Source organism: Acetobacterium sp. UBA5834 (assembly GCF_002435675.1).
GTDB classification, from domain to species: Bacteria; Bacillota; Clostridia; order Eubacteriales; family Eubacteriaceae; genus Acetobacterium; species Acetobacterium wieringae.
Genome location: NZ_DJGY01000032.1, coordinates 1 through 18,866 on the forward strand (window position 1 = coordinate 1; position 18,866 = coordinate 18,866).

The 18,866-nt window shown below is 43.1% G+C and carries 15 protein-coding genes, 2 riboswitches and 1 other annotated feature; of the genes, 2 read left to right on the forward strand and 13 right to left on the reverse strand.

The features are described 5' to 3' along the window. Positions 1-470: 470 nt before the first annotated feature. The 12 genes from B3F51_RS06870 to B3F51_RS06925 all read right to left on the reverse strand — a co-directional run bounded on the left by B3F51_RS06870 (position 471) and on the right by B3F51_RS06925 (position 15,455). Positions 471-1,040: an ECF transporter S component gene (locus B3F51_RS06870; protein WP_070371525.1), complete on the reverse strand. Its 570-nt coding sequence runs from the start codon at positions 1,038-1,040 to the stop codon at positions 471-473. 83 nt (positions 1,041-1,123) lie between these two features. Continuing rightward, positions 1,124-1,252, reverse strand: a riboswitch (FMN riboswitch). A 66-nt stretch (positions 1,253-1,318) separates the two neighbouring features. Then, complete coding sequence (locus B3F51_RS06875; RefSeq protein WP_286946248.1) at positions 1,319-2,248, reverse strand: magnesium transporter CorA family protein; 930 nt, start codon at positions 2,246-2,248, stop codon at positions 1,319-1,321. Between the two features lie 233 nt (positions 2,249-2,481). Then, positions 2,482-2,645, reverse strand: a riboswitch (M-box (ykoK) riboswitch). Positions 2,646-2,812: 167 nt separating this feature from the next. After that, a complete protein-coding gene (locus B3F51_RS06880) occupies positions 2,813-4,366 on the reverse strand; it encodes a hypothetical protein (RefSeq protein WP_286946250.1) in 1,554 nt (517 codons plus the stop codon). 191 nt (positions 4,367-4,557) lie between these two features. Continuing rightward, positions 4,558-5,994 carry a YDG domain-containing protein gene (locus B3F51_RS06885; protein WP_286946252.1) on the reverse strand — a complete coding sequence of 479 codons (1,437 nt, stop codon included), beginning with the start codon at positions 5,992-5,994 and terminating at the stop codon, positions 4,558-4,560. 195 nt (positions 5,995-6,189) lie between these two features. After that, the gene (locus B3F51_RS06890) at positions 6,190-8,100 is read right to left on the reverse strand and encodes a PTS fructose transporter subunit IIABC (RefSeq protein WP_286946282.1); all 1,911 of its coding nucleotides are present in this window, start codon (positions 8,098-8,100) and stop codon (positions 6,190-6,192) included. After that, entirely contained in the window at positions 8,087-9,028 is a 942-nt protein-coding gene (gene pfkB, locus B3F51_RS06895; RefSeq protein WP_286946254.1) for a 1-phosphofructokinase, read from the reverse strand. The genes B3F51_RS06890 and pfkB overlap by 14 nt, the downstream gene beginning before the upstream one ends. After that, on the reverse strand, positions 9,025-9,777 hold the full coding sequence (locus B3F51_RS06900; protein ID WP_070371531.1) for a DeoR/GlpR family DNA-binding transcription regulator: 753 nt from the start codon (positions 9,775-9,777) through the stop codon (positions 9,025-9,027). The genes pfkB and B3F51_RS06900 overlap by 4 nt, the downstream gene beginning before the upstream one ends. A gap of 214 nt (positions 9,778-9,991) precedes the next feature. Continuing rightward, the gene (locus B3F51_RS06905) at positions 9,992-12,100 is read right to left on the reverse strand and encodes a sensor histidine kinase (RefSeq protein WP_286946256.1); all 2,109 of its coding nucleotides are present in this window, start codon (positions 12,098-12,100) and stop codon (positions 9,992-9,994) included. Continuing rightward, positions 12,069-12,761 carry a response regulator transcription factor gene (locus B3F51_RS06910; RefSeq protein WP_070371533.1) on the reverse strand — a complete coding sequence of 231 codons (693 nt, stop codon included), beginning with the start codon at positions 12,759-12,761 and terminating at the stop codon, positions 12,069-12,071. The genes B3F51_RS06905 and B3F51_RS06910 overlap by 32 nt, the downstream gene beginning before the upstream one ends. A gap of 171 nt (positions 12,762-12,932) precedes the next feature. Beyond that, on the reverse strand, positions 12,933-13,580 hold the full coding sequence (locus tag B3F51_RS06915; RefSeq protein ID WP_070371534.1) for a TetR/AcrR family transcriptional regulator: 648 nt from the start codon (positions 13,578-13,580) through the stop codon (positions 12,933-12,935). Positions 13,581-13,707: 127 nt separating this feature from the next. Beyond that, positions 13,708-14,145: an ACT domain-containing protein gene (locus tag B3F51_RS06920; RefSeq protein WP_070371535.1), complete on the reverse strand. Its 438-nt coding sequence runs from the start codon at positions 14,143-14,145 to the stop codon at positions 13,708-13,710. Positions 14,146-14,156: 11 nt separating this feature from the next. Continuing rightward, complete coding sequence (locus B3F51_RS06925) at positions 14,157-15,455, reverse strand: phenylacetate--CoA ligase family protein (protein ID WP_070371536.1); 1,299 nt, start codon at positions 15,453-15,455, stop codon at positions 14,157-14,159. A gap of 170 nt (positions 15,456-15,625) precedes the next feature. Further along, positions 15,626-15,899: a binding site (T-box leader), on the reverse strand. Positions 15,900-16,099: 200 nt separating this feature from the next. Between B3F51_RS06925 and B3F51_RS06930 the strand changes: the two genes are divergently transcribed. After that, positions 16,100-16,936, forward strand: a complete 837-nt coding sequence (locus B3F51_RS06930) for an ATP-binding cassette domain-containing protein (protein ID WP_286946260.1) — start codon at positions 16,100-16,102, stop codon at positions 16,934-16,936. Beyond that, entirely contained in the window at positions 16,933-17,652 is a 720-nt protein-coding gene (locus B3F51_RS06935) for a hypothetical protein (RefSeq protein ID WP_228880797.1), read from the forward strand. The genes B3F51_RS06930 and B3F51_RS06935 overlap by 4 nt, the downstream gene beginning before the upstream one ends. A gap of 102 nt (positions 17,653-17,754) precedes the next feature. Here the strand turns inward: B3F51_RS06935 and cobT are convergent, their stop codons facing one another. Continuing rightward, entirely contained in the window at positions 17,755-18,807 is a 1,053-nt protein-coding gene (gene cobT / locus B3F51_RS06940; protein ID WP_148636961.1) for a nicotinate-nucleotide--dimethylbenzimidazole phosphoribosyltransferase, read from the reverse strand. Between the last annotated feature and the right edge of the window lie 59 nt (positions 18,808-18,866).

Consider the following 18,866-nt stretch of genomic DNA (forward strand, 5'->3'; position numbering starts at 1 on the left):
AAAAGTTTGTATTTAAAGCCGTTTGGCTTTTAAATGCTGTCTCATGAATAACTGTGTTTTATACTCTACCGAGTTAATGTTTTAAAGAGTACATCTCTCTGTTTCTATTTAGCCGCCTTCATCCTCGCAGATGTTTTGGCTGTTTTACAGGTTTTATGGTACTATTCTCTTTTCTATGACCGCTGTTCTGCGATCGTTTCCGACCGGAGAAGCTTTTCTATTATATCGTCGTTTCCTGTGGTTGTCAAGCTGTTTTTTGAAATTCTTTTAAGTTCATTTCATTGTATCAGCTGTGTCCGCTGCCTCACTCGAGACAACTTCATTAGTATACGCTCTTTTCACCCTCCTGTCAACTGGTTTTTGAAAGTTTTTTCATGTTCTCTGTTATGTCCTACTCACAGTTATTGGGAATTCAAAAAAGGAACCTGAAATCAATTGATTTCAGGTTCCTTAGTATAATGAAGTTTTAACTATTTACTTTCTGCGACCTTTGCTTCTTGAATCTCCAGACCCAACACCTTGCTGACGGATTTGTAAACAACAAAGGTAATGACTGAATTGATTCCAGCTTTGATCAGATTAAAGGGAATAATGACTGGGATAATCATTGGTAAAACTGCCTCCACCGGAATTCCCAAAAATATCGGTGTGATGGCAATGTTCCATAACGCCATGGTTATTGTCATCGTGACCGTACCCAATGCCAAACCGATGATTGCACCTTTTCTGGTTCTGTTTCTTTTATAAATATTTCCGGCTACCAATACAAAGGATCCAGTTGCGAAAAAATGCATCAGAATTCCAATAATCCCGCTAGCCGAACTAACGGTCACTCCCTGCAAAACACAAACAACAGCAGTTAGAATTAGACCACCTAAAGGGCCAAACATAAATGCACCGATAAAAATAGGAATATCGGCTGGATCGTACTCCAAAAATGGCGCCGCCGGAAAAATCGGAAAATGAATCAGGTAAACCAATAGTATGGACATTGCCGCCAATACTGCCATCTGGGTCAATTGTTTTGTCTTGATTTTCATAAAAATCCTCCTTCAATTGTCTGTCCAGTCAACTTAAAAAGCCCTTGAAAATTTCTTTTCAAGGGCTTTGCGCGTAAAATTGTACGCCATTTCTTTCATCCGGACTATACCGTCGGTTCTGGATTCTAACCAGATCGGCCTTTCGGCTCGTGGACTTATCGCTTTTACGCATCACCACCGGTGAGGACTTACACCTCGCCCTGAAACAGACTATTCATTTATTAAATTTATTATATACCCGGTTGAATTTCTTTGTCAATGATAATTTTTAGCCCGCTCTAACTAAACATCTTTTTCTTGAATAACACAAAGGCGGCCACCCCGGTACAGGCAACCGAAATTAATACCACACTCCAAAAATTGGGAATCGGCAAACCTTCAACGTTCATTCCAAAAAAACTGGCAATCATCGTTGGTATCGCCATTAAAATGGTCAAGGATGTCAGTATCTTCATGACGATATTTAAGTTGTTTGAGATAATCGATGCAAAGGCATCCATGGTTCCACTGAGAATATTTGCATAAATATTGGACATCTCAATGGCCTGTTGGACTTCAATCAGCACATCTTCCAACAGTTCTTTGTCTTCTTCGTAAAGTTTAATAATCCGACCCCGCTCCAGTTTTTCTAAAACCCCCTGGTTGGCTTTCAGGGATGTCGAGAAAAACACCAGACTCTTTTCCAAGTCAAGAAGCTGGATCAACTCCTTATTTTTCATCGATATATGAAGTTGCCGTTCAATATCGGTACTCATCCGATTAATATGGCGCAGATAAATCAAAAATCGGCTGGCCACCCGATAAAGGATTTGAAAGATAAAACGGGTTTTTAAATTGGTGTGAACATTCTTAACTCGACCTTTGGCAAAATCATCAATCAGGGTATTTCCTCTTAAACAAACAGTAATAATATTATCTGCAGTTTGAATGATCCCTACAGGTATGGTTGTGTAAAGCACCAATTTGGTATCTTTTTCAATGACTGGAACGTCAATGGTGATTAGTGCCTGGTTATTATCTTCCAGTTCCACCCGAGAAATCTCTTCTTCATCCAGGGCGGCTCGCAGAAAATCCGGTTCCACTGCTAATTCTCTGGTAATAAACTGCAATTCTTCTTCAGTTGGATTAACCATATTAATCCAGCTGTTCTTTTCAATGGTTTCAATTTCTTGAATCTTACCATCAATTGTTTTGTAGATTTTGATCATTGCTTTCCTCCTTTATTAAGAGCAGCCCATGATCCGTAAGATATTTTGGGCGCTCAGTTTTTGTTCATTCTGTTTTATACGCTTCTCTCCAGGGTCTGCGTCCATCCTATCTCACTCCTTTTTTCGAATTTGCACCAAAGATAAACCATTTTTCAGCTTTACCTGTGGTTCTTTGGTTAAATAAATAAAAAAACTCCTCTTTAACGGAGGAGATTTTCGCACAGCAAAAATAATGATTCCTCCATTCGTTGAGTTTTGGCACTATACAGCATAGGGCATCGCCCAACTGCATTAAGTAAAACCTTAATTCGATAGTACCTGTTGACCCATTGGCATCTTTCGATGTTTCCGGGCAGCAGCCATATCTGTATAGGAGCCTCACCTAACAAAAGAAACATTTTATTTATTATTATTCCAAATTAACTATATCTTTTTATCTCCCCGTTGTCAATGATTTTTAGGTTAAGCCGCTATAAATTAAACCATTGACCTTATTACCCATTAACAGTTATTCCTGCAAATAAAAAGAATCTGTTCCAAACAGATTCTTTTTACCTATTTTAATTAAGAAGCATTATGTTTTTTTCGATAAACTACCACACCAATAATCACCAAAACAACCACAATCGCGCCAATTATTCCGGCTACTCCAGCAATCAACCATGAATTGATGGAATTTGGTTGGACAATATTTACCCGAACGGTGGCCACAGCGCTTTTAAAATAATTATTGCCTTTGTATTTGACAACCACTTCCTGCTCACCCACTGCTCTGGTATAATCAAGCTCGATATCATCCCGATTGAACTCAATTTTATTATTGTTGTCATCCACTACTGCAACGCATAGATCCTGATACACCGCATCATCCAGATTTTTGGGATTATCGTCGTATTCTACGCTGGGCGGATTTTGGGAAACAATCAGCGAACTGTCATCTTTACTGGTGATGGTTACTGTTTGGGTAGCCGTGCTGCTGTTAAACTGATCCGTCCCCTTATATTTTACCGTCACCGGCTGCTCACCAGGCACCCGGTTATAGCTCAGTTCGATGTCGGTGGTTGTAAAATTAATGGCCTTGCCTTTGCTGTCAACGACCTGAATGGTCAACGCTTGATAAACAGCAGCATCCAACTTTCCTGAATCAGTGGTATAGGCCACTTCAATCGGCGGTTTAGCCAAATTAATAGCGGTGTTTTCTTTGGTTGGCGCCGGTGGATCCACCTTCCCGGTAATTTCCACATTCCCGGTGGCAGTGCTTGGCGAAAACTGATCGTTGCCCTTATATTTTACGGTTACATCCTGTTTTCCCGGGGCCCGGTTGTAGCTTAAATCAATGTCAGCTGCTGTAAAACTGATTTTGTTGTTCCCCGCATCAACGACCACGATACTCAACGCCTGATAAACAGCTAAATCCAGTTTTGCTGAATCACTGGTATAAGCGACCGCTGGGGGCTTCGCCGCAATGGATACCTTACTATCCTGCTTTCCGGTGATCTGAACCGTGGCATTAACCTGGCTCGGATTGTATTGTGAGTTTCCTTTATAGGCAACGACTACATTCTGGGTTCCCACGGCATGATTGTAGGTCAGGGTAATATCACTGGGGGAAAAGTTTACCTTATTGGAATCCCCATCCACCACTTGGATAACCAGATCATCATAAACTGCCTTATCCAAGGTTGCCGTATCTGCGGAATAACCCACTGCTGGTGGATTAGCTTTGAGCACTAGCCGGGTATCTTTTTTGGGAACTTCATTGATAACAATCGTCCCCGCTGCATTGCTGGTTTCATACTGATCATTACCCTTATAGGTAACTGTTATTTTTTGTGTTCCAACCTGACGGTTGTAGTCGAGACTGATATCATCGGCAGTAAAAGCGATTTTATTCGACTCCCCATCGACAACCACGATGTTCATCGCTTTGTATACCGCCTTATCCAGCTCATCAGCATTCGTGTTAAACGTCACCGAGGAGGGCGAACTGGCTATCGATACGGTCGTCGCCATTTTTCCATCAACCTCCGCCCAAATGCCCATGGGCAGCAAGAGCAGAACCAATACTGCCATCAATCCGGTTCGCCAAAACCGTCTGCCTGATTTTTCATTATTCATTTTCGTTTCCTTTCCAACTGATTAAAATTCGTTTCGTTTATTGTTTTATTACCATTTATTTTATCACATAATTGCTGTAAACGTTTCTTTTTTCTGTCTGATTCACTTTCTTTTCTGGCTTTATTCAATTCATGACACAAAAAAAGATCCGCCCTCTCCAACAGATCTCTTTCTTTACATTCTATTTTACACTAATCCATTTTTGTCAGCCGATTCTTGCCAAAGAAAATGGCTCCAGCAATCAGTAAAAGTAACAGTAGCGCAATACCCATATAGGGTACCGGCGATTCTTCTTCTTTTTCTACCACACTATTCCCGCCATTGCTGTAATCATTACCCCCATAGACCGCAACCACATCTTCTTTCTTAATAATTTCAAATTTATCTGCATTATCGGCCAAACGAATGCGATAGTTGGAATTATTCAAGCTTCCCAGCAAAACATCGTAGGTGCCAACCGCCTCTCCGGCTTCCCGTTCTAATGCGCCATACATCACATCATTCCCATATAAACCTTTAACAAAACCATCACCTGAATCATCCTGCCAAACCGTATACGTTAGTGCCGGATCTGCTTCGCCCTGAATTTTTGAAACATAATTTGGAATCACTGTTACTGAGGCTGGGGTAATAGCATATTTACTCTTGGAAATAATCGTTTGACTATAAATTGTATAGTTGTCGGAATTCGTTCCGTTTATTCCTGATAAGTAAAATCCTCCGGTTGCCCAGACATAATAATTGCCCACGTCTTTTTGCTGAGTATTCACGTCCCCGTAATAGGGATAAAAATTTTCAGCTCCAAAGGCGCCCAAATCCTCCCCCCGGATCAGATCCGTTTTGTTGACAGTCAGTTTATAATCATGAAGGTTTGGCGTCCCATCATAAACCTTATCCTGACCGACAAGGAAAACCTCCACCGGTTTTGGTAAAATACCTGCTACCAAAGATATATCAATGCTTGATAGTGGCTTTGTTCCCTGATTTTCCTCAACAATAATATAATTTTTGGCCTTGTTGCCAGCGATTGTGATTTCTTTTAAAATAACCAGATTGGCAGTCGCCGGTTTAACATCTTTAAATAAAAAATTGGCAGTTCGATAATTAAATGCCACCTTATTTTTATCTGCATCAACAACGCCACTATTCCCTAAACCCTTCAGCGCAACTTCGGGCACACTGGTATTGCCGTCATAAATCTTGGTAATCGGCTTTTCGGTGAAGAATTGTGACGTTTTAAGCTCAATGGGCTTTATTTTAATTTCTTTTTGATTATCAATTTTTTGATAGTTTTCATCGCCCCGATATGCCGCAAACACCATATAGGTACCTGACTCTGACGGTGGAATCGTTGATAATGGATATGCTTCGCCATTTGACAAAATCCCTTTGTAAGTGATCTCGATTCGTTCAAAATCAAGCTCAGGCCCATCGGGTGCTGGATTAACAGCTGCCAAAACCTGGGGATTTCCAGTATAAACAACATCGGTAGAGAAGACAATCACTGGCGTTAATGGGCCTTGCTCAGTTTGGTCTTCCGCCAGAATGCCGATTGGAAAGCACGCACCATTCAAAATGATCGTCAAGACTAGGCATATAAACAGCCTGATTCTTTTGGTCTTTTTCATTGGATACTTCCTTGTATTATAAATTATCTCAATATCTTAGATACTCATTTCCAATTATACCGATTTGCAGCACTGTTCACAACGAAACCCGATCATTGTTCGTTTAGAATTTACTTTGTTGTTATTTGTTTACAATCATTACATAAAAAGAACAAATTAAAACCCACCTTAACGGCAGGTTTTAATTTGGGTTGTCTATGCAATTTCCAGTTCATCACTGTCGCTGGTTTTTGGTTTTTTTAAGATCCTGAGCATCAGCATACAGGCTACCGATCCGGCCGCCAGGGCAATAACGTAACCAAACGGATTTCCCACCAGCGGAAAGACAAATATTCCCCCATGAGGTGCCATTAGCGTGCAGCCAAAGAACATTGACAATCCACCGGCCAGAGCCGAACCGACAATACAGGAAGGAATCACCCGGAGGGGATCTTCTGAGGCAAAAGGTATCGCACCCTCGGTGATAAAGGATAGACCCATGACATAATTTGCCAGACCCGCTTCCCGTTCTTTTTTAGTGAAGCGATTCTTAAAAATAGTAGTGGCCAGAGCAATCCCCAGCGGCGGAACCATACCGCCCACCATCACAGCAGCCATAATATCAAACTGACCCGTAGCCAATGATGCCAAACCAAAGGTATAGGCCGCTTTGTTAACCGGCCCACCCATATCAACGGCCATCATCCCCCCAAGGACAACACCCAAGATAACTTTGCTGGATGTACCCATGCTGTTTAGTCCCGCACTGAGTGCCGCATTCAGGGCCGCCACTGGTGGGTTGATGATAAAGACCATCAATGCGCCAATGAGCAGAATACCAAAGAAGGGATAAATCAATATCGGCTTAATTCCTTCGAGACTGGCTGGCAGTTTAGCGAACACTTTTTTGAGTCCCAATACCAGATAACCGGCAGCAAAACCTGCCAATAAAGCGCCCAGAAAACCGGCACCGCCAGTGTTCGCCAGCATCCCCCCGACGAAACCAACAGCCAGAGCCGGTCGATCACCGATACTCATGGCGATGTAACCCGCCAAAACCGGCAACATGAACGCAAAAGCCGTCCCTCCCACCTGCATCAGGAAGGCGGCAAATGGAGTATTGCTTCCAAAACTGGCCGGATCAATGCTGTAGTCATCGAACAAAAAGGCCAGTGCAATTAGAATCCCGCCACCGATAACAAAGGGTAGCATATGGGAAACGCCATTCATCAGATCTTTGTAAATTTTCCGGCCGAAACTTTCTTTTTCTCCACTCCCACCAGTATCTTCGACATTCTGGACGCCTCCTGAATAGACTGGCACCTTTCCTGCCAGAGCTTCTTCAATGAGCTCCTGGGGTTTGTGAATGCCCCGGGCAACATTGGTTTGAATCACTGGTTTGCCATTAAAACGACCCATCTCCACATTGGTGTCGGCAGCAATAATAATACAGTCCGCCATTTTTATTTCCTCGGTCGTCAGCTGATTTTTGACGCCGCCAGAACCGTTGGTTTCCACCTTAATGGTAACCCCCATCTGCTTGGCTTTATTTTCCAGACTTTCTGCTGCCATATACGTATGGGCGATTCCCGTGGGACAAGCGGTAACTGCCAGGAGCTGATAGTTTTTGGTCATTTCCGGGGTTTTGGCCGCTGCTGGCGCACCATACTTTTCCTGTTCCTTTTCATCGATGAGTTTTAAAAATGTTTTCACATCCGCTGATGCAATCAGCTTCGTTCGGAATTCTTCATCCATCAAAATGGTGGATAGCCGACTGAGGACTTCCAGATGCAGGGTGTTTGCCGCCTCCGGAGCCGCAATCATGAAGAAGAGATAGGCTGGTTCACCATCTAATGCCTCAAAATCAGTTCCATCCCGAACAACCATGGCGGACAAACCGGCATCCTTCACCACCGGCGATTTACCATGAGGAATTGCAACTCCTTCCCCAATACCGGTAGATCCTTCTGTCTCCCGGGCCATTACCGCTTTTCTAAAGACCTCTGGATCGGCAATATTTCCGGTATTTGCCATTAGTTGCACTAACTTTTGGATGGTTTCTTCCTTGCTGGCTGGTTTTCCGGCCAGATCAATACCCTTTTCTTTTAATAAATCAATAATCCGCATTTTTTCTTCCCCCTTCGTTTTTATTTGATAATTCATCCAACAACTTCATGACTTCTGCTTTGGTCGCCAGGGTTTCTGAAAATGCCGATGCACTTCCGGTTACCACGCCCATCCGGAAGGCGTCCTGCAGATCCTGACTTTTAAGATAACCGGCAATAAACCCAGCCACCATCGAATCGCCTGCACCAACGGAATTTTTGACAATCCCTTTGGGTGGCTTCATTTCATGAACCTTGCCGCTTTCATCCACCAGAATGGCACCTTCTCCAGCCATCGATACCAACACATTTTGTGCACCCATTTGCTGCAATCGTTTAGCGTAAAGAATAATATCTTCTCGTTTGTTCAAAACAACCCCAAACATTTCCCCCAACTCGTGGTTGTTCGGTTTAATCAAAAATGGCTGGTATTTAACCACCCGAAGTAGCAGTTCACCGGTAGCATCCACGACGATTTTGACCCCACGGTTTTCTAATAATTTCATGATGCTTTCGTAGGTATCTTCAGGCAAAGCGGCGGGAATACTGCCTGCCAAAACCAGAATATCACCTTTTTCAATGGATTCCAGCTTTTTAAACAGCTCCCCAAGTTCTTTCTTACTGATGTCGGGTCCCTGCCCGTTGATTTCACTTTCCTGGTCGGCTTTTATTTTCACGTTGATTCTGGATATACCTGATTTTATTTTCACAAAATCGGTATAGCATCCAAAATCTTTGATCCGCCGTTGAATTTCTTTGCCGGTAAAACCGCCAATAAAACCCAAGGCGATATTTCTGATCTCCAGGTTTTTTAAAACCATCGACACGTTGATCCCTTTTCCGCCCGGATAGAGTTGCTCCCATTCACTGCGGTTGACCTCCCCTTCCCGAAAGGCGTCCAACCCCACAATGTAATCCAGAGACGGGTTAAAGGTTACCGTAAAAATCATCTGCCATCCACCTCCCAAACCTTTGTGTATTTTTTATAGCTCTCACTCCCCAGCCTGGTTGTGATAATTTCGGCTTGTTCCAGTTTACCAAAACTCACTGGCGCAATCAGATTAAATTTCGATGGATCTGCCAGTACATAGGCTGTCTTACAGCGGCTGAAAGCTTCCCTTTTAACCTGGGCCTCGGTCGGGTCTGGGGTGCTGTAACCAGCTTTCCGATCAATCCCATTGGTGCCAAAAAAACCTTTTGAAAAATTATATTTGCCCAGACAATGAAGGGCCTCACTTCCCACCACGGCGTCAGTGATGGGTTTTATTTCACCACCGACGATAATTGTCCGACACCCCTTTTTAACAAGTTTTGCCGCAATAACCATCCCATTCGTGACATATACAGCGCCGCTTTCATTGATAAAATCAACCATGGCTTCCGTTGATGTTCCGGCATCGATATAAACAAAATCATTTTTTTCAATCAGTCCCGCACTGAATTTGCCAATTGCTTGTTTTTCATCGCGATGATGGTCTTCCCGGAGTTGAAGGTCAAAATCAGCGGCTGCAAAACTGCCGTTTATCACCGCCGCCCCGCCATGAACCTTTCGTAGCTTTTTCTTGTTGTCAAGGGTGGTCAGATCCCGGCGGATTGTTGATTCCGAAATCTTTAGGGTCTCCGACAATTCTAAAACTGTAACCACGCCTTTTTCTTCAACCATTTGCAGGATTTTTGCCAGTCGTTCTTCAATAATCATCCTTAATCACCTCTTTTTCTGAAGCTTATCACCATTTTCAGCCATTGTCAATCATAATAAATCATTTTTAGTCAAAATAAATCATATTTGTGCATGATATCCATTTTTTGTCATCTATTTTGCTTTTGTTTGTTACTTACCCATTTTTTCTCAATACTAAAAAAAGATAGCATCAGATTCTGATACTATCTTTGTGAACTTTTTATCGTCGGACCTATTCTGCCATTGGTAAGATGATGGCGGCTTTAAATAGGTCACCATCGATTTCCAGTCTCAGCTCACCCTGCTGGATCGTCATCAGGTCTTTGGCAATGGCAAGTCCCAAACCGCTGCCTTCACTGTTTCTGGTTTCATCACCCCGTTTAAATCGTTCCATCAGTTCCTCGGGAGAGATATTGAGCGGTTGTGCCGAGACATTTTTAAAGACCACTATTCCAGTTTTGTCGGCAGCACATTTTGAAAATTCAATATACACCCGGGATTCTTTTTGAGCATATTTTAGGATATTAAAAAGCAAGTTTTCAATCACCCGCCAGAGCAGGCGGCCATCTGCCGTTACCACAAAAAGATCCTTAGGATATTGGGTAATAAACTCCAGTTGGGAATTGCCAAGTTCTTCTTCCATTTCACCCAAACCCTGGGTCATCAGCATTTCCAGATCAACCGCCTGGAACTCCACTTCAATGTTACCCGATGACGCTTTAGCAGCTTCAAACAAATCATCTGTCAGCACCTTGAGTCGGTGCGCCTTGTTTTCCAGAATCTCCAAGTACTTCTGCTTTGCCTCTGGATCGAGGTTTCCATTTTTTAACAAATCGATGGAGGTAATAATCGAGGTCAGTGGGGTTCGGATATCGTGGGACACATTGGTCAGCAGCTCGGTTTTTAACCGCTGGCTTTTTACTTCTTCAGACACTGCCAATGAAATGCCATCGCCAATGGCATTAATCCCATCCGCCAGTTCACCTAAAGCACCATCATAGCCAATCAGTTTATAGTCAACCTCACCATTTTTTATGCGTTCCAACCCTTCCAGAATCCCATCATATTTTTTTGCTTTTATTCCACCCAAATAAAGCAGATATATAATGCAAATAAAGGAGCAGACACCAAGAATCGGCACCTGAACCGACAGTGCCAGAATCACCAGCAGAATTGCCCAGAACATCAACCGTTTAACTGTCGGCGAGCCTTTCATGACATCATTGTAATAGCCAGCCAGTTTCTTGAACTGGTTTTTAATAAATCCCCATCCCTTTTTGATCAGTTTCAAAAATAACAATCGCTCCCCAAAACGGCGATCTTTTAAAATTCGCACCAATGACAGTAGAAAGTTTAACCCCAACGCTGCCCCGACAGCAAAGAGCATCAGCATAACCACCCGCGGAAAATTCTGATCATAGAAAAAGACAATTGCGGCAACGACCAGGGTTTCCACCACCAGCAATAATAAAAAGTGGGCGTCAATCCAGAACGCATCAATCGGCAATAGCTGGACTCCCTCGTTGTCTTTTTTGCGGCCGGCCGAAATACAGGAAAGCAGCATACCGATCGCCGCAAGAATTAGCGACACGACAAAGATACTCATTAGCCACAGAAATTCTTGACGTTCAGCCTGATACAATACTTCCCGCTCCGCAATATAGGCATCATCAAATCCAATGATGACCTGAAAATCCGGTTCAACAGCGTAGTCTAATGGTTCGAATTGATCCATCTTAGGCAGTGTCGAGGAAATCGCCCCCTTGTTATAGGTGAAATTCACCCGTCGTTTAAGCAAATCATCCGGATTAGCGTCTTTAGGCTGACTGTTTGTGACCCCTTTGCTGTTAATAACGTAGGATAACCCCTGGGTTTGCTCCAATTCTTTTTTTAGTCGTTCATACTGAAACAGCCCCTCGTTAATCAGTTGTTTTTTTTGGGCCTCGAGCTCATCGGCGTAAGGCTCCCAGAAATCAGGATCAGTGAGCATCTCCGATTCGGTTGAGACACCCATTTCGTCCGGATCATTAAGATCCAACTCCGCTAAGATATCCCATTTATAGGCTTCCATCGCTGCAGGATCAATGGCATTTCCAGCCCGGATATTTTCTTCGCTCTGATAGAAATTATAAACCTGATCGATATGATCGTAGGCGGTCAGAACTTTATTTTGCAGTTCTGCACTCTCCAAATAATTATTGGTATTGGCCAGATAATCCCAATTAAACCAGTAGGCTTCAAATAGTGCACCAAAACTGATGGTGACCAATACGACCGTCAAAAATGAACAGGTGATTTTAAATTTCTGATCAGTCCAGATAGTTTTCAATTTTGTAGCCAATGCCCCACACCACCTTTAGATATTTTGGTTCTTTGGGATTTATCTCGATTTTTTCCCGAATCCGCCGAATATGCACCGCCACCGTATTGTCCGAATTGTAAGCGGGTTCTTCCCAGGCATTCTCGTAGATCTGATCAATCGAAAATACCTTGCCTTTTTCCGACATCAAAAAATGCATGATCTTGTATTCTACCGGCGTTAGTTTCACCTCTTCACCATCCACTGTCAGTCGTTTATAGTCATCCTCCAGCACCAGGCCGCCGGTACGGTAGGTTCCCACTTTTTCGGGGCAACCACCGAGGGTGTTGTAGCGCCGTAATTGCGACTTGACCCGGGCGATGACCTCCATGGGGTTAAAGGGTTTGGTTATGTAATCATCACCACCCATGGTCAAACCCATGATCTTGTCATTATCTTCAGTTTTAGCCGATAAAAAGATAATTGGGATATTTTTGGTTTCTCTTATTTTCATCGTTGCCCGTAGCCCATCCATCTCCGGCATCATCACATCCATAATAATTAACTCAATATCTTCTTTTTCCACCAGTGCGATGGCTTCTCTTCCCGTATAGGCTTTTAAAATCGCATAGCCTTCGTTTTTTAAATAGAGCTCCAGGGCTTCAACGATTTCTTTTTCATCGTCGCAGATTAAAATACTCATTTGCAAGCTTCCGCCTTTCTGTTTCATCTTGGTCTAACTTTAACACAAACTTCTGTCAAAAAAACGCTGAATTTCCTTAACAAATTCTTACGATCAAACCCGACTCAACGTTTCCCCAATCAAACCGCAAAAAGGGCAGCATTCCAATGGATTGCTGCCCTTAAAAATGTTTTAGATTAAAAATTTAATGCCTTCTGGTTTGTTCTTGTTGGAAAACTCAAAGCCCTGCTGAATGGTATTTTCAATCATTTCACCATCTAAATTCATCAGTCGGAACAAATTCCGGATAAAAAAGTAAATCATCGCTCGGCTGGTAAATTTGATGTTCTTTTCATAAAAATCAATAAACAATTCTTTGCGGGCCCCATATTCGGAACGGGCGATAACTTCCAGATCGGCCTCGATATAATTCTTATTGAGAAAATCCAGACAGGAGCGATTGAGAGTGTTGGTAATGTTGGTTCGTCCATGAGGATTGACATTTTTTACCAGCACCTCATAGTACAACGTTTTGTTATGCTCATCATTTAAAATCGCTTCATAATACAGCACCAGGGCATAACAATACTTGGTATAAAGATTGAGATTCTCCGAAACCGACGAGACATAATCATACAACGCCAAAAAGAAGACATTATAGATGTCGGTGATCATATCATCTTTCTTTTTATAATAATAGGTAATGGTTCCCAGCTTGACATCAGCACGATCGGCGATATCCTGAATACCGGTTTTGTTATAACCATTCTCATAAAATAAAATCTTTGCAGTCGTTATTATATTACTCTTTGTTTGGGTTCCTTTTCTTGACGTTGCCATGGTTTGCCTTTCCTGTATCAATCATTTTCTTAGTTACATTTAATTCATACCTTTGATCTTACGAAAAGTTTTGCGGAATGTCAATAGGAAATTTATAAATATTTCTAATTTACCCTCACCCGTTAAATTATTTCAGCAACAGCGTTTCCCGATCCAACAGATTTACCTCGGCAACCTTTTCCAGAGTTTCGATGGCCTTTTGCTGCACATCATCATCCACCCGGATGATGATTATGGCATTGTCGGTTTTTTTCGGCAGAAACGAATAGGCGTAAACAATATTTATTTTTGCTTCAGTCAGGGCATTCACCAGGGTGCTTAATCCGCCGGGATCATCAGAAATCTCCGCCGCCAGAACCGGGGTCACCGTGCTAATGATATCATTTTTCTTAAGCACCTCAATCCCTTTTTCGGTTTCCTGTAAAATCAGTCGGACGATCCCAAAATCGGTGGCATCGGCAATATTCAGAGACCGGATATTGATCTTATTTTCGGCCAGAATTTTCAATATATGATTCAGTCGGCCTTCATGGTTTTCGATGAAAATAGAAACTTGTCGTATCATTTTTTCTCCTCCTAAATTTTTCTAAGATCCACAACCCGTTGGCTTTTCCCTTCGCTACGGGGCAGGCTTTTCGGTTCGACCAAAGCCACCTTGGTACTCACGCCAATGGTCGATTGAATCCGATCCCGGATCCGTTTTTCCAGGTTCTCCAGATTACTGATCCGATCCGAAAACAGCGCTTCACTGAGTTCAACCTTAACTTCCAGGGTGTCCAGCGAACCATCCCGACGCACCACCAATTGATAATGGGGTTCGACTTCCCCAATTTCCAGCAAGACACTTTCAATCTGAGTTGGGAAAACATTCACCCCACGGATAATCAACATGTCATCGCTGCGCCCCTGGAGGCGGTTGATCCGCAGATGAGTTCGGCCACAACTGCAGGGTTCGGCAATAATCCGGGTAATATCCCGGGTACGATACCTAAGAATCGGAATCCCTTCTTTGGTAATAGTGGTGATCACCAATTCCCCCTGTTCGCCATAGGGCAGTACTTCCAAGGTATTGGGATCAATGATTTCCGGAATAAAGTGATCTTCCCAGACGTGCAGCCCTTCCTGACATTCGCATTCGATGGCCACTCCCGGTCCCATGATTTCCGATAAACCATAAATGTCATAGGCTTTGATTTTGAGTTTTTTCTCAATATCTTTGCGGATGTTTTCTGACCAGGGTTCGGCACCAAAAATACCGGCTTTGATTTTTAAAGTTTCCGGATCAATCCCCGACTCCGCCAGCACCTCTGATAAATAAATAGCATAGGACGGGGTACATGTCAAGACGGTGGAACCAAAATCCTGCATAATCATAATTTGCTTGGCGGTGTTCCCGCCGGAGATCGGAATAATTGAGGCACCCAGTCGTTCGGCCCCATAATGAACACCCAAACCACCGGTAAACAGCCCATAGCCATAGGCATTCTGGATCACCGAGTGCGGACCAGCTCCAGCTGCCACCAGACAGCGAGCCATCAACTCCGACCACATCGCGATGTCATTCCGGGTATAACCAACCACCGTCGGTTTACCGGTGGTGCCGGATGATGCATGGATTCGGACGATCTGTTCCAGAGGGACGGTGAAAAGCCCATACGGGTAATTATCCCGCAAATCAACCTTGGTTGTAAAAGGCAGCTTTTTAAGATCATCCAGGGAGCTGACATCCTCTGGCATCAGACCTTTTTCCTGAAATTTATTGCGATAAAACGGGACATCGTGATAAATCCGATTGACCATTCGCTTTAGTCGTTCCAACTGCAGCTCCTGCAGTTTTTCTCTTGGCATGCATTCGTAGCTCTTATTCCAATACATTTTTTCCTCCAAAATTCTCTTTAATTTAAAATCGGATCGCTTGTGGTTATGGGTGTGAAATTCAAGATGCACGTGCTGTGGCATCTTTATGATTAGGGAGTGCCTTACTGTTTACCTGTAAACAAAGTCATCATTCCAGCCCTTGTAAAATAAAAAGACCCATCCTTATTGAAAAGGACGAGTCTGACTCGCGGTACCACCTAATTTGATTATTAACTAATCCACCTTTTTAGAACACGACCAACATTAGCCCCGTTCTTCCTATTTTAACGATGAGGGACACCGGATTCGCCTAATGGTGATACGAATAAATTACTTTACTCATGAATGTTCAGCCAATCAACTCCTGAGGGAACTTCATCAACATCATTGCCATTGGTTTCCAGCGCTACCAACTCTCTGAAGACTCTAATGAAAATTACTTTCCTCAATCACAGTTTTTAATTATTTCAATTATTATATTACTAACCTTAAAATAATGTCAAGAATTTTTTAGATCCGTCTGTTCAGGCCTATATTTGCAGTCTATTTAGCGATCCCAAAACGTATGACCATTGCCGTATAAAAATACATGTGATAGGATTAACTTGTTTAGTTATATTTTCGTCGTTTTAATCTGAACAATGACCGATAAGGAGGTTACCATGGATCATATTCTTATTTCACTCAATAGCATTTCTAAATATTTCGGGAAAAAACCAATCCTGAAAAATATCGATTTGACCATCACAAAAGAATCCACCATTGCTTTGCTGGGTCATAACGGCAGTGGCAAAAGTACCCTGCTCAAAATAATTGCTGGTTTGTCTAAAATTTCTGCCGGTACTATTGACTATGCGCCCCAAGTTAAGCTTGCTTACATCCCCGAGAATTTCCCTAAAATCGATCTGACAGCCAGTGAATTTGTTAAATACATGGGTTTGATTGGCGGACTGTCTCAAAAGAAAATCAGCACCCGAATGTTTGAATTGTTTCGAGCCTTTGAGATGGCTGACATGATTGATGTTCCGATCAAACATCTTTCCAAAGGTACGATCCAAAAGGTGGCAGTTATCCAAGCCTTACTGGATCCTCCTGATGTTTTGCTGCTGGATGAGCCGTTATCCGGCCAGGACACCCAATCTCAAAAGTTATTTATCCAGATGGTTCAGGAACTGCAGCAACAGGGCCTTGCCACAATTATGTCCTGTCACGAACGATTTCTCGTGAGTCAACTGGCAGACCATGCTTATGAAATTTCTGATCACCAGTTACTGCCCCTCGATTTATCCGACCTAAAGGAAATTAAATATGATATCTTGATTTTCGAAGCCCCGCCTGGGACGAAAATTGATTCAAGTCTTCAGGATTTAATCGAGCGAGCTGAATGGGATCATAACCGCCTAAAACTGATTGTTCAAAGTGATCACAGTCATGCGGTTCTCAAGAAGCTGTTAAAAGATGAATTCAGACTGCGCACGATGGAAGGGATGAAGCAATGAAAAATCTGTTAATCTATCATTTCAAATGCTATCTCAAATCTTATAAATTTTTGCTGCCCTTTTTAGTCTATCTGATTTATTTGTTTGCCGCCTACGGCATCATGCCTTTTGCGATTGTTTCGAGCTTTTCTGAGTCGGCTGGCGTACTTTTCTTTATAATGGCCACTGTCGGTTTTAGTTATGCTGAACTTGAAAACCAAGTTACCGAACAGCTGGTTTTACTCAGGGTTAATAACGACACCCGTTATTATCTGAGCCGACTGTTGGTGCTCCTGATCATCGGCCTTGTCATGAGTGTCATTGGCATCCTCTATCCGATGATCTTAAATAGCGTCAACAACGGTCACTTATTCACCCGTAGTTTACAGTTTGATGATATCGCAATCGGGTTTGGTCTGCATTGTTCATTGGCCTTTTTAGGCGCTATGACCGGTGCTTTTTTTCATCCCCGGATTATCAAAAACCGGAAAATGGCTGTGCTGCTGCTATTCTTTGTCACCGTCATGGGCATATCAAAAGGTGCCCTGGCTGGCTATTTCCCACAAACCCGCTTAATCACCTGGGTTTTTCCACCTGTTTTTGAGATCCTCGCCTCATTTACAAAGCTGGAATATTTTGCTCTCCCGGCCATGGCATTACCGGTTACACTGACCATTGGTTATGGTTTAGTTTTAATGATTGGTCAAATTCAATTGTTAAAACATACAAAATTCTAAAACTTATCTTATCTTGATCCCTGATGTTATCCCAGTCAAGCCTGAAAAAAGCCCTTCAAAAGATTTCACTTTTGAAGGGCTTTAATATTATTGCTTCAATTTTTAAACAACACCCAGGCCGACATCACCGTAAGTAGCCATTTCACGATTCATATACAGGGCTGCTTCGACAATATTAAAGGCAATGGCCGCACCGCTGCCTTCACCCAAACGCATCCCCATATTCAGGAATGGTTTAGCGCCAATAAATTCGGAAGCATAGGCGGCGCCTTTTTCAGCTGACGCATGCGAACAAATCAAATAACCTTTGACATCCGGATTAATCCCAATGGCAATGGCCGCAGCGGCGGTTGAGATAAAACCATCGATTAATACAGGAATGTGATTGGCCGCTCCGGCCAGCATCGCTCCCGCCATGGCACCGATTTCGAATCCGCCCACCTTTGCCAGCACATCAATGGCGTCATCTTTATCCGGTTGGTTCAGGGCAATAGCATCCCGAATTACCTGGGCTTTCACCACCTGCTTTTCTTCTGACAGGTTGGCTCCAGCACCGGTCAACTCACCGGCATCAACACCGCTAAGTGCTGAAATAATAGCCGCACTGGCGGTGGTGTTGGAGATCCCCACTTCTCCAGTACCTAAAATATTATAGCCGTTGTTAATCGCCCGTTGGGCCACATCAATGCCGACTTCCAGGGATTGAATCGCTTCTTCCCGGGTCATCGCCGGACCTTTTCGCATATTTGAGGTGGCTTTTCTGATTTTTTTATCGAGAATTTTTGATTTCGGCTCCAAATCAGCATTCATGCCCACATCACAAACAAAAATATCGGCACCTGCCTGTTTACTTAAAGCAGCCACGCCACTTTTTCCGGCCATAACCATTTGCGCCATCAAACCGGTGACTTCCTGAGGTGCCGCAGCAACGCCTTCTTCAAAGACACCATGATCAGCAGCAAAAACCAGCATCGCTTTTTTGCTGACATCCGGATACATTTCCCCGGTGATACCGGCCAACTGAACGGCGATCTCTTCCAGGGTTCCCAAACTGCCCACTGGTTTAAGCAAAAAATCGACCCGATCCTTGGCTGTTTTCATCATTTCTTCATTGAGTGGTTGGATTTTTTCCAATGTTTCATTTAACAAACTCATTCTTATCTCCTGTCAATTCGACTGTTTTTTCTCATTATATCACATCTCCCGCTTTTGAA

Coding starts and splice junctions, on each gene's coding strand:
- B3F51_RS06870 (WP_070371525.1), bottom strand. CDS start 1,040: ATGAAAATCAAGACAAAACAATTGACCCAGATGGCAGTATTGGCGGCA.
- B3F51_RS06875 (WP_286946248.1), bottom strand. CDS start 2,248: ATGATCAAAATCTACAAAACAATTGATGGTAAGATTCAAGAAATTGAA.
- B3F51_RS06880 (WP_286946250.1), bottom strand. CDS start 4,366: ATGAATAATGAAAAATCAGGCAGACGGTTTTGGCGAACCGGATTGATG.
- B3F51_RS06885 (WP_286946252.1), bottom strand. CDS start 5,994: ATGAAAAAGACCAAAAGAATCAGGCTGTTTATATGCCTAGTCTTGACG.
- B3F51_RS06890 (WP_286946282.1), bottom strand. CDS start 8,100: ATGCGGATTATTGATTTATTAAAAGAAAAGGGTATTGATCTGGCCGGA.
- pfkB (WP_286946254.1), bottom strand. CDS start 9,028: ATGATTTTTACGGTAACCTTTAACCCGTCTCTGGATTACATTGTGGGG.
- B3F51_RS06900 (WP_070371531.1), bottom strand. CDS start 9,777: ATGATTATTGAAGAACGACTGGCAAAAATCCTGCAAATGGTTGAAGAA.
- B3F51_RS06910 (WP_070371533.1), bottom strand. CDS start 12,761: ATGAGTATTTTAATCTGCGACGATGAAAAAGAAATCGTTGAAGCCCTG.
- B3F51_RS06915 (WP_070371534.1), bottom strand. CDS start 13,580: ATGGCAACGTCAAGAAAAGGAACCCAAACAAAGAGTAATATAATAACG.
- B3F51_RS06920 (WP_070371535.1), bottom strand. CDS start 14,145: ATGATACGACAAGTTTCTATTTTCATCGAAAACCATGAAGGCCGACTG.
- B3F51_RS06925 (WP_070371536.1), bottom strand. CDS start 15,455: ATGTATTGGAATAAGAGCTACGAATGCATGCCAAGAGAAAAACTGCAG.
- B3F51_RS06930 (WP_286946260.1), top strand. CDS start 16,100: ATGGATCATATTCTTATTTCACTCAATAGCATTTCTAAATATTTCGGG.
- B3F51_RS06935 (WP_228880797.1), top strand. CDS start 16,933: ATGAAAAATCTGTTAATCTATCATTTCAAATGCTATCTCAAATCTTAT.
- cobT (WP_148636961.1), bottom strand. CDS start 18,807: ATGAGTTTGTTAAATGAAACATTGGAAAAAATCCAACCACTCAATGAA.